Raw genomic sequence first — 14,888 nt, 5'->3', positions numbered from 1 at the left:
TTCGTCACGCCGATGGTACTGCATATTGTGGGAGAGTAGGTAGTCGCCGTCTTATATGAGAGATCCTCGAGGTAGAGATACTTCGGGGATTTTTTGCGTTTATACACTTCCTTTATATTAAAATCTGATATATCTTTGTAGTAGTTATATATAAAAACGTTTTTATTATGGATACAATTATTCCTTATGCGTTGTTGTGTTTTACATCGTTTTTTACTCTTACAAATCCTTTAGGCACCATGCCTGTGTTTCTTACCATGACTAAAGGTTTGGATGAAAGTGAAAGAAGTCATATTGTGAAGCGCGCTACAATCATTTCTTTTCTAATTCTGATCAGTTTTACTTTCTGTGGTCAGTTCCTCTTCAAATTCTTTGGTATCTCTACAAACGGTTTTAGGATTGCTGCAGGCATTATTATTTTAAAGATAGGCTATGATATGCTTCAGGCAAGATATACGAATACAAAGCTAAAAGATGAGGAAATAAAGGCATATGCAAATGATATATCCATTACTCCATTATCAATTCCTATGCTGTGTGGTCCAGGAGCTATAGCAAATGGGATTATTTTGATGGATGATGCAGATAATTGGGTCCTTAAAGTAACATTGGTCAGTGTAATCGCTATAGTATATATATTGACATATATAATTCTGAGACTATCTACCCGTCTGGTCAAGTTTATGGGAGAAACGGGTAATAATGTTATGATGCGATTAATGGGACTTATTCTGATGGTTATTGCTGTGGAATGTTTCGTAGGTGGAGTAAAACCGATATTGCTTGAAATAATACATAATCCGTCGTTATAATGCATCAAAAAAAAGACCGGTCTTCAAACCAACGGTTGGGATGAAGACCGGTCTTTTGCTTATTATAATCTGTTATTGTTTGTTTTCGTCAGAATGTTTCGGATAGTCGATAGTGTAATGCAATCCTCTACTTTCTTTTCTTTCCATTGCCTGGCGAGTTATAAGATATCCTACGTTAATCATATTTCTCAATTCGCATATTTCTCGTGAGGCCTTGACACGCTTGAACAGTCTTTCTGTCTCTTCATACAGGATATCAAGTCTGTTCCATGCTCTAACCAGACGTAGGTTGCTTCTTACTATACCGACGTAAGATTCCATTATCTGATTTACCTCGTTCATACTTTGTGTAATAAGGACTCTTTCTTCGGTACTGATTGTTCCTTCGTCGTTCCATTCAGGAATATCCTCATTAAATTCGTATCTGTCTATTACACTCATTGCATGCTGTGCGGCTGCATCGGCATAAACTATTGCTTCAATCAGTGAGTTTGAAGCCAGACGGTTTCCTCCGTGCAGACCTGTGCATGAACATTCGCCAATTGCATATAGACGACGTATGCTTGATTGTCCGTCCAGATCGACTTTGATACCTCCGCAAAGATAGTGGGCAGCAGGAGCAACAGGTATATAATCTTTTGTGATATCTATACCCAGGCTCAAACATTTCTTATATATGTTAGGGAAATGTTTCTTAGTTTCCTCAGGGTCTTTGTGAGTTACGTCAAGATAAACATGATCCTCACCACGCTGTTTCATTTCGCTGTCTATTGCACGTGCCACTATATCGCGTGGTGCCAGTGACAGGCGAGGATCATATTTCTGCATGAATTCTTCTCCTGCAAGATTTCTGAGAACGCCTCCATATCCGCGCATAGCTTCAGTGATAAGGAAGCTAGGACGATCGCCCGGATGGAATAGTGCTGTAGGATGGAACTGTATGAATTCCATATCCTTTACGGCACCTTTTGCACGATATACCATTGCTATACCGTCGCCTGTGGCTACAAGTGGGTTTGTAGTGTGTCTATATACAGCCTCACATCCTCCTGTTGCCATTACAGTAACTTTAGAAAGGAAAGTATCTACTTCGCCTGTCTCTTCGTTAAGTATATAAGCTCCGAAGCATTTAATGCCCGGTGTATGACGTGTAACTATTATACCGAGATGATGTTGTGTAATGAGTTCTACAGCGTAGAAGTTTGAGAAAATTGTAATGTTCGGATGCTGTTTCACAGCTTCGATAAGGCTTGTCTGGATTTCAGCTCCTGTATTGTCCTTGTGGTGAAGAATTCTGAATTCGGAATGTCCTCCTTCCTTGTGAAGGTCGAATTCTCCTTTTTCATTTTTGTCGAAGTCAACTCCCCACTTGATTAATTCTTCTATTTGCTTAGGGGCATTTGTGATAACCTTTTCTACAGCTGCAGGATCACTTATCCAATCTCCGGCAACCATTGTGTCGTGAATATGTTTTTCAAAGTTGTCAACTTTGAGATTTGTTACAGAAGCAATACCACCTTGTGCAAAATATGTATTGGCTTCTTCCAGTCCGGCTTTGCAAATCAATGCAACAGATCCTTTATGCGCCACTTTAAGCGCAAAACTCATTCCGGCAATACCAGAGCCGATAACGAGAAAATCGAATTTCCTAACCATAATAATTTCTATCTATATTGCAAAGCTACTAAAAAGTTATAACATAGTCCCATCATACGCTTATTTTATAAAACTTTTCATTCAAATAAATCATAAAAACAGATAAAGAAATTCTGTTTTAGTGGTTTATTAGTAAATTAATTTTTATCTTCACAGAAAATTACCGAGATTGTAGATAAATTCTTAAAGATATGGATAGGACGTTTAAGACCGAAGTGGGATGGTGGTATTGGATTTTGATTTCTATCACATCATTGCTTCTTTTCTTTTTCTTCTGGATGCATGACACATTGCTTGCCATTATTATGGCTATATTGGTGATATATGAGATAGAGATGCTTATACATACCCAATATGTCATAACAGATGATGGCCTGTTAAAAGTTGAAACAGGACGTTTCGTGAAAAAATTTACTCTGCGCATTGACCAGATAGAATCAATAAGATTAGTACGTTCGATGATATTCTGGGCTCCGGCATTGTCGTTCCACAGATATGAGATAAAATATAACGGAAATAATAAAACCGTGAAGGTACAGGTCTCTCCACGAAACAAGGAAGCCTTTATCTCAAAACTTAAATCAATGAATGACAAGCTTGTGATACAGGATAAATAACAACAAACTTTATACCTTATATACTATGGATTTTCAATTAGCTATAATTGGTGGAGGACCTGCCGGTTACTCTGCTGCCGAAGCTGCCGGTAAAGCCGGTTTGAGCGTTGTATTGTTCGAGAAGAATTCTTTGGGTGGTGTCTGCTTGAATGAAGGATGTATCCCTACAAAAACACTGTTATATTCTGCAAAGGTTCTTGACGGAGCCAGAAATGCTTCAAAATATGCCGTAAAAGCTGAAGGAGTATCTTTTGATCTTCCTAAAATAGTAAGCAGGAAACAGAAAGTGGTTCGTAAACTTGTATTGGGAATAAAGAACAAGATGAACGAATCGGGTGTAACTGTGGTTTCCGGTGAAGCCTATATTCAGGACAAGAACACGATAAAATGTGGTGATGACATATATAAATGTGAGAAATTGATATTGTGTACAGGCAGTAAAACATTCATACCTCCTATCAGTGGAATAGATAAAGTCTCATATTGGACACACAGAGAAGCACTCGACTGTAAAGAACTGCCGGAAAGTCTGGTTATAATAGGCGGAGGAGTGATCGGAATGGAATTCGCTTCTTATTTCTGCAGTCTTGGAGTAAAAGTTACAGTGATAGAAATGACTTCAGAAATTCTGGGAGGTATAGACAAGGAACTGGCATCACTTCTCAGAGCCGAATATACAAAGAAAGGCATTAGTTTCATGCTTGATGCCAAGGTGACAGAAATTTGCAATGCGGATTCGGGAAAAATCATTGTGAAATATCAGACAGCGGATGGTGATGGATGCGTAGAGTCCGAAAAATTACTTGTCAGTGCAGGACGTCATGCTTGTACCGAGGGTTACGGACTGGAAAATCTCTCTCTTGAATTTACTCCACAACATAGAATTATAGTCGATACAAAGACAATGATGACTTCTGTAGATGGAGTTTATGCATGCGGTGATATTACAGGATTCTCCATGCTTGCCCATACAGCTGTAAGAGAGGCAGAGGTTGCTGTAAATCATATATGTGGAACAGACGACAACATGAGTTATAAAGCTATTCCGGGAGTGGTATATACAAATCCTGAGGTGGCATCGGTAGGAATGACTGAAGAAATGGCCAAGATAGTAGGATTTGATTATAAGGTAGTAAAACTCCCAATGGCATATGCCGGAAGGTTTGTAGCCGAGAATGAAGGAGTGAACGGTGTATGCAAGATAATAACAGACTCAAAGAGTCATATAATTGGTGTGCATATTCTGGGAAATCCGGCATCGGAACTTATAGTGATAGCCGGTATGATGATAGAAGAAGGCAGAAAACTTGAGGATTTCAAGAAATATGTATTCCCACATCCTACTGTAGGTGAAATTTTCAGAGAGTTTTAATCTTTTAACTTCGTTGATTTTCAATTCTCGCTATATTTGTAAACGGTTTCTAGATACTGGTCAAACAGTATTTAAAAACCGTTTTAACTATATAACAATAAGACGAGATAAATATGAAAAGAACTATTTTCAGAACATTTTTATTATTAACTCTGCTTTTATTCTGTGTATCATCATATGCGCAAACAATATCTCACAGAATAGATTCACTTATCAACAACTCTTCATTTCTTAATACATCCGAAGTCGGAATTCTGGTGTATGACCTCACATCGAAACAGGAATTATACAGATATCAGGCAGAAAAACTGTACAGGCCTGCATCTGTTGAAAAGGTTATAACTTCCGTAACAGCCCTTTCAGTTTTGGGTAAGGATTATCAGATAAAGACGGGTCTGTCCTATTCGGGATATATCGAGGGCGATACACTATATGGCGATATATACGTGAAAGGTGATTTTGATCCTGAATTTATGCAGGAAGATATGGAAACCATGGTAGATGCCATAGCAAATATGGGAATACATGGTGTTAAAGGACGTCTGATAGGCGATGTGTCTATGATGGACTCGGTTTATTGGGGGCCGGGATGGGCATGGGATGATACTCCCGACACTTTTCAGCCATACCTTTCACCTCTGATGCTGAATCGTGGATGCATAAATGTCAGTATATCTCCGTCAGGCGGAAGTAAAGCTAATGTTGAGATAAAACCTGAGTCCGATTTTTATTCCATTGACAATAGGACATCACCGTCAGGCAGTTATGTAAGCGCCACCCGAAACTGGATGTATAATGACAATACCATAACGGTTTCAGGAAGTTCAAGACATAAGGCAAGTACCTCAATGAATATTTTCAATACAAAGGGCTTCTTTATGCATACACTCCGTTTCCAGCTTCAGGGAAAAGGTGTGTTTATCCCACAAGACAGTGTGGCATATGAGAATACTCCGGCAGACACTAAAGGTATAATAACCGTCTATCGGGATATTGATGAGGTTTTGAAACGTGCCCTTAAAGAAAGCGACAATCTTTCTGCCGAGGCACTTTTCTTCCATGCAACCAGAGAAATAAGCAATGGTAAGAAATATCTCAGCCATAAGGATGGACAAAATGCCATATACAAGTTTATGAAATCAGATATAGGGTTCGACAGTAGGAAATTCAGAATTGTAGATGGTTGCGGAGTATCTGACTACAATTATGTATCTCCGGAACTTATCATGGGATATCTGAAATACGCATTCAGTTCCCCGTTGATATTCCATCCGTTCTACGACAGTCTTCCTATAGCAGGAATTGACGGAACGCTTCAATATAGAATGGGCAAAGGAAAAACATTCAGAAATGTCAGGGCCAAGACTGGTACATTGACTGGAGTATGTTCATTGGCTGGTTATGTCACTTCACCGGCAAAACACACCATTGCCTTTGTGATTATCAATCAGAATGTTCTGAAATACGTGTCTGCAAGAAAGTTTCAGGATGAAATTTGTAATATATTGGCGTCATATAATTAATATTTTTAGTAGCATGACGCTGTATTTTATGTTTAAAAAGTATGTATTTACATGATATTAAACATTTTTGCACATATTCTGTACTTTTTTGTGTGCGATAACGGGAATAATTTATTACTTTTGTGGAAATGATTTATTAAACAGTATTTATTAATTGTATTATTATGGTAAACTTTTCACTTGAAGGTAAGGTTGCTCTTGTAACAGGTGCATCTTACGGTATCGGTTTCGCAATTGCTTCTGCATTCGCTAAAGCCGGTGCAAAGATCGTTTTTAACGATATCAAACAAGAATTGGTTGATAAAGGTATCGCAGCTTACAAAGAACTTGGTATCGAAGCTCACGGTTACGTATGCGACGTTACTAACGAAGAAGCTGTAAATGCTTTGGTTGCACAGATTGAAAAAGAAGTAGGCGTAATCGATATTTTGGTTAACAATGCAGGTATCATCAAGCGTATTCCTATGACTGAGATGACAGCTGCAGAATTCCGTCAGGTAATCGATGTCGACCTTAACGCTCCATTCATCGTTTCTAAGGCAGTTATCCCTAGCATGATCAAGAAAGGTCACGGAAAGATTATCAACATCTGCTCTATGATGAGTGAACTTGGTCGTGAAACTGTTTCTGCATACGCAGCAGCTAAGGGTGGTCTTAAGATGCTTACTCGCAACATCGCTTCTGAATACGGTGAATTCAACATCCAGTGTAACGGTATCGGCCCGGGTTACATCGCTACTCCTCAGACAGCTCCTCTTCGCGAACGTCAGGCAGACGGCTCACGTCACCCATTCGATGCATTTATCATTGCTAAGACTCCTGCTGCTCGTTGGGGTAACCCAGAAGACTTGGCAGGTCCAGCTGTATTCTTGGCTTCAGATGCTTCTAACTTCGTAAACGGTCACGTATTGTACGTTGACGGTGGTATCTTGGCATACATCGGAAAGCAGCCTAAATAATTAATGGTCGCCAATAGAGAATAATATTATATAGGGTCCTGCCGGAATATTATTTTTCCGGTAGGACTTTTTTTGTATTAAACCTTTAAGAATAATCTTATAAATTAAGTATGAAAAAGTTATTTGTGTCTGCTGCGGTTGTTGCGCTTATGGCTTCATGTGCACAGGAGAAAGGCGTAACGGTATCAGTGTCAAATCCATTGAAAATAGACCGAGTGGAGGAAATTGTGGAAATTCCAGTCGATGATATACTTGGAAAACTGAAACTTGACGAAACTGCCGAGTTTGTAATTATCGACGAGAATAATACCGAGATACCATATCAGCTTACAGCCGATAACAAAATTATATTCCCGGCTACTGTAAAAGCCGAAGCTACTGCGTCATATAGCATCACTAAAGGACAGCCTTCACATGTAAATACTTTGGTTTATGGCCGCCAGTATCCTGAGAGACTTGATGACATTGCATGGGAAAATGATAAGGCTGCTTATCGTGCGTATGGTCCGGCATTACAAATGACAGGTGAGAAGGCATATGGATACGATGTCTTTACAAAAAGTGTTTCAGAGCCGGTTGTTGAAGACCGTTATGCAATGGAACTTGACAAGGATGCCAGAGCTATGATAAAGAAACTTCGCGAGGAAGGAAAGAAAGCAGAGGCAGACAGCCTGGCTAATGCCATATCATATCATATTGACCACGGAAACGGAATGGACTGCTATGCGGTAGGTCCTACACTCGGTGGAGGTACAGCTGCTTTGATGCCTGATTCTGTAATATCATATCCTTATTGCTATAAGAATTTTGAAATACTTGACAATGGTCCTCTAAGATTTACAGTAAAACTGGAATTCAATCCTCTTACTATCGACGGAGATACCACTGTGGTTGAAACACGTTTGATTCAGCTTGACAAAGGTTCACACCTTAATAAGACAACTGTAAGCTATACTTCTTTGAAGAAAGACTACCCTATAGGTGTAGGTCTGGTGTTGCATGAAGCAATTCCTGACAGATATTCAATGAATCAGGAGGGAGGTTATATTGCGTATGCCGATCCTACTACAAATGTAAATGCTGACAACGGAATAATATATGTAGGTGCGGTATTCCCTAATACGCTGGAAATGGCAAAGGTACAACTCTTCGAAAAACCGGTTTCAGGAGCTATAGGTCATGTAATGGGTATCAATACATACCAGCCAGGTGATGAATTCGAATATTATTGGGGTTCTGCATGGAGCAAATGCGGATTTGATGATGAGAAATGGAATTCCTATCTTGAGGAATATGCCAAGAAAGTAAGAAATCCATTGACTGTTACTGTAAAGTAACAAATTACTATTTATAATGAAAACAAGCCATCATTACCGGTTTATGATACCAATGTAATGATGGCTTTATTTTTTCTATTCGAATACCTTAAACTCATATCCCTGTTCCATCAGCCATTCTATAGCCTTAGGCAGGGCATATCTGATATTCTCTTCCGATTTCAATGAATCGTGGAAAGTTATTATCGAGCCGTTTCGGGCATATTTCTTTACTTTCTGCAGTATTTGTTCGCCTGTAAACTTACGGTTATAGTCGCGTGTCACAAGGTCCCACATTATAATCTTATACCTTTTTTTCAGCTCGGCATACTGTTTTGGACTCATGTATCCGTGTGGAGGGCGGAACAGGTTCGTGTTCATCATCATTCTGCATGCCTTGTCCGTGTTTTCAAGATATGAGTTGATATCATAACTTAATCCACGTATGTGGTTGAATGTGTGATTCCCTATTCTGTGTCCTCTTTCCACTACCATACGGAATTCATCAGGATGTTTACGGATATTGTCTCCCACCATGAAGAAAGTAGCCTTTATTCCATATCTGTCGAGCACATCAAGTACCCACGGAGTAACTCTCGGTATTGGTCCGTCGTCGAATGTCAGATATACAGCTTTTTTGTCTTTATCCATTCGCCAGATGGCAGATGGATAAAGACATCTTATAAGTTGTGGAGGTTGTTCTATAAACATGTATTATAAGTTTATAAGTTTTTAGTTTTTAAGTTTAATGATAACAAACTCATAAACTTAAGAACTTAAAAACTCATTTTTTCAGTTCTTTCCAACTTTTGTCTCGAGCAGAGAATAGAGCTCCTGGAATTTCTGATTGTAATGAACGGCAGTTTCACATACTTCACCAGTCTTTTCATCCTTTATTTTTTCCAGACTCTTGCATATCTCGTCAAGGCAATAAATGTTACGCAGACAGTTTTCATATGACAATGCAAAACGCGCATCATCAAGGCTCAGATACCATGCGATATACTGAACATTGTCGTTCGCTATCTGGTCAAGAATGTTTTCAGCTTTCTTATATTCCCCAAGGGTAATATAGTTGTCTGCCATTTCCTTCGAACCGCTGTAGATATAATCATGTCTTACGGTTGTACTAGGGATAACCTTTTCGCAGTAATCCAGAGCCTTTATAGCTTTGTCCTTCTTACCTTCCTTGATAAGCTGGGTACTTAGCTGTACGAACATACGGCGGTGAGTGTCGCACATACGCGAAACAGTTTCATCCAGATAAATGTCAGGATTTTCTATACCTCCGAACTTGAACTTGTTCATCAGATTATCATACATCTTTTCGCTGTCTATCGTTCTGCCCAACTTCTTGTTGTCGAAAGGAGTTATTCTGTAAGCAAGACCTTCCTGCAGGAAGTTGTTTGTCAGGTTCAGGTGATTGTCCGAACCTACAGTGATAGCCATGTATAGCGGTCTTTCCCAGTTAGTGTTGGCAAGCATTTCAAGCATCATCAGTTCACTCTTATACAATACCCTCTTACCTTTCAGTGACAAGTGCATGTAGTCAGGAATAGAGTCCGGAGTAAGCATTCCGGAACGTTTGATGGCTTCCTTGTCCAGCTTGATTACTATACTGTCTGTAGGAATCATCTGGAGTCCGTCCTTAGAGTTTCTCACCCAATGTTCCAGAATATTCTTCAGTTCGTATGGGTTGTCGCCGAACTCGGCTTTAGCCTCTTCAGGATTCTGCTTGTAGTAGTTGTTTATAGTCTGCATAGCTTCAGGGCGAATATAAACGGCCTCGTTATGTCCTGAAACGTAGTCGATACGATCCCAGTTGATAGGCACAGAAGGAGAGTCGTATGCAGGACGTTTCATCTGGTCGATATACCAGTCTGTCTGCAGATAGCTGAGGTTACATACACGTACATCTGTACGGAAACCTTCAGTCTCCTGATTATACCACAATGGGAAAGTATCATTGTCACCATTAGTGAATATGATAGGGCATCCCTCTTCCTGAACAGTCTTCAGATAATTCTGTCCGAAATCGCGGCAAGTGTAGCGTCCGCTGCGGTCGTGGTCGTCCCAAGTCTGGCTAACCATCTGCAGAGGAACGAGCAGACATAACACAGCTGTTATGGAAGCAGCAGTAGTCTCGTTCATCTTTTTGCGCAGATATTCAGTGATACCTGCCACTCCAAGACCAATCCATATTGCGAAAGCATAGAATGAACCAGCATATGCATAGTCACGTTCACGAGGCTGCAACGGAGTCTGGTTCAGATAAAGTACAATGGCAAGACCTGTCATAAAGAACAGGAAGAATACAATCCAGAACTGCTGTATTCCTTTGTCTCCTCTGTATGCCTGCCAGAACAGACCTATGAGTCCCAATATCAGAGGCAGACAGTAGAACACGTTGTGTCCCTTATTGTTTTTCAAGCTGTCAGGCAGGAATGTCTGGTCGCCCACAAGCATATTGTCTATGAACGGAATACCTGTAATCCAGTTGCCATGTTCTATTTCGCCCTGACCTTGTATGTCGTTCTGTCGTCCTGCAAAGTTCCACATGAAGTATCTCCAGTACATATAGTTCACTTGATATATAAAGAAGAACTTTATGTTTTCCCATTGAGTAGGAATCTTGACCATAATCGTTTCGCCACACTGGTCGTAAGGCACCTGTTTACCCTTTATTCCGCCTACCCATGATTCGTATTGCTGTGCATGTGCTTCGCTGTACATACGTGGGAACAGCATGTTCTGTGCATACTTATATTCTGTTCTGTGACGTACTATTTCGTAGCTGTCCTTTTCGTCGGGAGTTTCCTTTTCTTTACGCTGATATACAGGAGCTCCTTCTTCCACATCGTAAACACATCCGCCGTCAACCTGTTTCAATGCAGGTTTTGAAGCGTAAGTCTGTCCGTAGAACAAAGGTCGTGTACCATATTGCTCGCGTCCCAGATATTCACCAAGAGTAAAGATATCTTCAGGCGAATTCTGATCCATTGGAGTATTGGCCGACGAACGTATCACGATTACAGCGTATGAAGAATATCCCACTACAATCATCATCAGGGCCAGTAGTGAAGTGTTCAGTGTACGTGCGCTTACACGGAATTTATCGCTTAGGTCGGCAAACAGATAAGCTGCCAGAATACCAAGTACGATTATACCTATTATCACGCTGCTCCATCCGTGTCCGTAGAACGGAATACCGAGAAGTCCCAATGTAAGCAGGAATGATATATTCATCAGTTTGCGGCTGCGTACTGTATAGCTTTCGTAAACACCCCATATGAGCGATGCCGCCATAATTATGATATATACGATAAGTCCTGAGTTGAAAGGCATTCCCAGGCTGTTGACAAACAACAGTTCGAACCATCCTCCAACTTTTACAATACCCGGTACGATACCGTACAGTACAGCGGCAATTATAACCATTGAACCGCAGAGAGCCAAAAGGCTTCCTTTCAGGTTAGCGTTAGGATTCTTCTTGTAGTAGTAAACCAGTACAATGGCCGGGATACACAGCAGGTTAAGTAAGTGTACACCAATCGAAAGTCCTGTAAGATAAGCAATCAGAATCAGCCATCGGTCGCTGTGAGGCTCGTCAGCGCGGTTTTCCCATTTCAATATAAGCCAGAAAACCAGGGCTGTAAACAAGCTGGAATAAGCATAAACTTCACCTTCTACCGCACTGAACCAGAATGTATCACTCCAGGTATATGCCAAAGCACCAACAAGACCAGAGCCCATTATGGTAATCAGTTTGCCGGTGGTCATATCCTCTATATTCGGACATACCAGTTTTTTTGTAAGATGTGTTATACTCCAGAAAAGGAAAAGGATACATGCCGCACTCATCAGCGCACTCATGATATTGACCATCAGCGCCACTTGCGAAGGGTCTGAAGCGAACAGACTGAATAAATTTGCCGTAAGCATGAAGAAAGGTGCGCCAGGTGGGTGTCCTACTTCCAGTTTGTAACCGGTGGTGATAAATTCCGGGCAGTCCCAGAAACTGGCTGTTGGCTCAATAGTCATGCAGTAGGTGAAAGCAGCAATTGCGAAAGCAAGCCATCCAACCAGGTTGTTAATCTTGTTGTACTGTTTCATGAATTATATATTTAATTTCATTGACCGTTGGTTAACTTTGTTTACCTGCAGGTCTGTTATTATCGTCAAAAACAAGCGCAAAGATAATAAAGAATTGATAATGATAACAGTATGACAATCTTAAAGTTTCTTTATAATAGGGTGTTGATACGTTTTAAAAAAATGAAATGTCATTCGGTTTGAAATGACAGTTCATTTTGATTCGAATGACAGTTCGTTTTCAAATATTCTTTTTCCGGTAGTTTTATGTTGGATATTTTTGTTAACTTACGGACCTGATTTGTGATGAAAATATGTTTGCGGATTCTGCAGAATTTTATAGTGAATTCTCATTAGAATTTTTTTTAATGCTATAATGGCTGAATTTATATTTTGTGGAAGCCTGGAAGCTTACAGTAGCGAAAATAAGTATATAGAATTAACAAGGTTTTTATTACTAAGAAACGGTATCATGAATATTAGAAGATTACTTTCAGGAATTACTTTTGGTATGATAATGGGATGTGTTAATGCATTTGAGTTCACTCCTGCAAATGTATCATCATATATAGCTTTAAAGAAACCGGGGAATATGTCTGTATATTATCCTCTGAAGATGAACAAATTGACAGATCAGAAATTTGCCTATCAGTTGGTTGGTGATTCTGAGATGCCTGTGCATGTATATCAGAATATAACGGATAGTGGAAAAAACAGGCAGGTAGTGGTTTGGATAACAGCTCTTGAAGATGTATATTTTAATTTCGGGCAACAGTTGAAATCGAATTTTAGACATGATGATTGTCTGTTCTATATGCCTGGTTTTTGGTACAGGCGTAATCTGCGTTCGCCTAAGGAAGCACCTTCATTTCATACTTACGACAGTTGGCTGGTTCGTGATGACCGTTTGAGTACTCCTATGACGGCTGTTTATGACGAGAAACACAATAAGTTTATTTCCGTAACACGTGTGGCAAACTTTGAGTGCGATGCATTGACCACACATAATCAAGGTGAAATAATCCTTTCAGGAAAAACATCCATAGGTTATACAGGATTTGAAAATGTCAATGGAATGACTGCATTATCTTTTGGATTTCCATATAAGGAAGCGCCAAAAACATATATCCGTAAACTGACTTTGGCACCTTATGTACAGGCTTTCCAATTGCTGAAGAAAGGAGAAAGCATAGAATTGAAATGGGAGATTAATGAAAGCCGCGCAGACGACTTCTCCGATTGTGTCAGAAAAACTTGGGAGTATAGTTATGATTTATACAGGCCTACACCGGTAGAAACTCCTTATACGGACAAAATAATGAAGGATGTATTGAGTAATTTCTTTGTAGAAAGTTATGTGGATAATGCAACTGTAAAATATTTCTCCGGCGTAGAATTGCGTACAGACGATTGTGGAAAGAATGATGTTGCTGAGGTAGGTTTCGTGGGACGTACACTGTTAAATGCGTTCAATGCTCTGGAGTATGGTGAGGAGAAAGAACGTACTGAACTGGTTGATATGGCTAACAGTATTTTCGATTCATATTTGCAAAAGGGCTTTTCTAAAAACGGCTTTTTTAATGAGGTGGTACATCTTAAACGCAACTCCATAGAAAAAAATCATAGCATACGTCGTCAGTCGGAAGGTATGTATGCTGTTTTGTATTATTTGGATTATGAGAAGAAGAACGGACGTAATCATCCGGAATGGGAGATGCATATGCGGAAAATGCTTGATAACTTTTTATTGTTACAGAATAAGGATGGAAGTTTTCCACGCAAATTTAAGGATGATTTGTCCATAGTAGATAAGTCGGGAGGAAGTACGCCTTCGGCAACTCTTCCTTTGGTTATGGCTTATAGATATTTTAGAGACAGGCGTTATCTGGAAGCGGCAAAACGCTCTGTGTCATATCTGGACAAGGAATTGATATCCAAGTCTGATTATTTCTCATCTACGCTTGATGCCAATTGCGAGGATAAAGAGTCTTCGCTATACGCCTCTACTGCTGCTTATTATCTGGCATTGGTCACAAGAGGTCATGAACGTGAATATTATGCTGAACTTTCCAGAAAAGCTGCATATTTTGCATTGTCTTGGTATTATACTTGGGATGTGCCGTTTGCCAAAGGTCAGATGCTGGGCGATGTAGGTTTGAAAACACGCGGTTGGGGAAATGTGTCTGTCGAGAATAACCATATAGATGTGTTTGTGTTCGATTTTGTTGATGTACTTCGCTGGTTGTCAAAAGAGTTTGATGAAAAGCGGTTTGCAGAGTTTTCGGAGGTTATAACTTCATCTATGCGTCAGCTTTTGCCGCATGAGGGACACATGTGCGGCATTGCAAAAACAGGATTTTATCCTGAGGTGGTACAGCATACAAATTGGGACTATGGTAAAAACGGAAAAGGATATTATAATGATATTTTCGCTCCCGGATGGGTTGTGGCATCATTATGGGAGATGTTGTCGCCAGGTAGGGCTGAAGGCTTTATAAATGCCAGATATAGATAGTATATTTTTTGACGATTATTTTATAT

The 14,888-nt window shown here is 39.9% G+C and carries 10 protein-coding genes; 7 read left to right on the top strand and 3 right to left on the bottom strand.

Annotated features, from left to right (window positions below; translation table 11 throughout):
• Window positions 1-167 precede the first annotated feature (167 nt).
• The gene (locus H6A61_RS04760) at window positions 168-812 is read left to right on the top strand and encodes a MarC family protein (RefSeq protein WP_154044979.1); all 645 of its coding nucleotides are present in this window, start codon (window positions 168-170) and stop codon (window positions 810-812) included.
• Between the two features lie 72 nt (window positions 813-884).
• Here H6A61_RS04760 and nadB read toward each other — a convergent pair whose 3' ends face one another.
• Window positions 885-2,468: an L-aspartate oxidase gene (gene nadB / locus H6A61_RS04755; protein WP_204391509.1), complete on the bottom strand. Its 1,584-nt coding sequence runs from the start codon at window positions 2,466-2,468 to the stop codon at window positions 885-887.
• Between the two features lie 191 nt (window positions 2,469-2,659).
• On the opposite strand from nadB, the gene H6A61_RS04750 reads away from it, so the two are divergent.
• From H6A61_RS04750 to H6A61_RS04730, 5 genes are all read left to right on the top strand, one after another.
• Window positions 2,660-3,085 carry a PH domain-containing protein gene (locus H6A61_RS04750; protein ID WP_204391507.1) on the top strand — a complete coding sequence of 142 codons (426 nt, stop codon included), beginning with the start codon at window positions 2,660-2,662 and terminating at the stop codon, window positions 3,083-3,085.
• 25 nt (window positions 3,086-3,110) lie between these two features.
• Window positions 3,111-4,457 (top strand): dihydrolipoyl dehydrogenase, encoded by a 1,347-nt coding sequence (lpdA, locus tag H6A61_RS04745; protein WP_204391505.1) that lies wholly within the window; start codon window positions 3,111-3,113, stop codon window positions 4,455-4,457.
• A gap of 113 nt (window positions 4,458-4,570) precedes the next feature.
• Window positions 4,571-5,980 (top strand): D-alanyl-D-alanine carboxypeptidase/D-alanyl-D-alanine endopeptidase, encoded by a 1,410-nt coding sequence (gene dacB / locus H6A61_RS04740; RefSeq protein ID WP_204391503.1) that lies wholly within the window; start codon window positions 4,571-4,573, stop codon window positions 5,978-5,980.
• 164 nt (window positions 5,981-6,144) lie between these two features.
• Window positions 6,145-6,939, top strand: a complete 795-nt coding sequence (locus tag H6A61_RS04735) for a gluconate 5-dehydrogenase (RefSeq protein ID WP_154044984.1) — start codon at window positions 6,145-6,147, stop codon at window positions 6,937-6,939.
• Window positions 6,940-7,049: 110 nt separating this feature from the next.
• Entirely contained in the window at window positions 7,050-8,276 is a 1,227-nt protein-coding gene (locus tag H6A61_RS04730) for a DUF4861 domain-containing protein (RefSeq protein ID WP_204391496.1), read from the top strand.
• Between the two features lie 75 nt (window positions 8,277-8,351).
• Here H6A61_RS04730 and H6A61_RS04725 read toward each other — a convergent pair whose 3' ends face one another.
• Entirely contained in the window at window positions 8,352-8,966 is a 615-nt protein-coding gene (locus H6A61_RS04725) for a polysaccharide deacetylase family protein (RefSeq protein WP_154044986.1), read from the bottom strand.
• An 81-nt stretch (window positions 8,967-9,047) separates the two neighbouring features.
• Window positions 9,048-12,368 carry a glycosyltransferase family 117 protein gene (locus H6A61_RS04720; RefSeq protein WP_204391494.1) on the bottom strand — a complete coding sequence of 1,107 codons (3,321 nt, stop codon included), beginning with the start codon at window positions 12,366-12,368 and terminating at the stop codon, window positions 9,048-9,050.
• 451 nt (window positions 12,369-12,819) lie between these two features.
• On the opposite strand from H6A61_RS04720, the gene H6A61_RS04715 reads away from it, so the two are divergent.
• Entirely contained in the window at window positions 12,820-14,862 is a 2,043-nt protein-coding gene (locus tag H6A61_RS04715; protein WP_204391492.1) for a hypothetical protein, read from the top strand.
• The last annotated feature ends 26 nt before the right edge of the window (window positions 14,863-14,888 follow it).

It is taken from the genome of Bacteroides caecigallinarum (assembly GCF_016901995.1).
Taxonomy (GTDB): domain Bacteria; phylum Bacteroidota; class Bacteroidia; order Bacteroidales; family Bacteroidaceae; genus Phocaeicola; species Phocaeicola cellulolyticus.
Note: the sequence above shows the minus strand (reverse complement) of the source record. Positions and strands in the feature narration are given on the sequence as shown.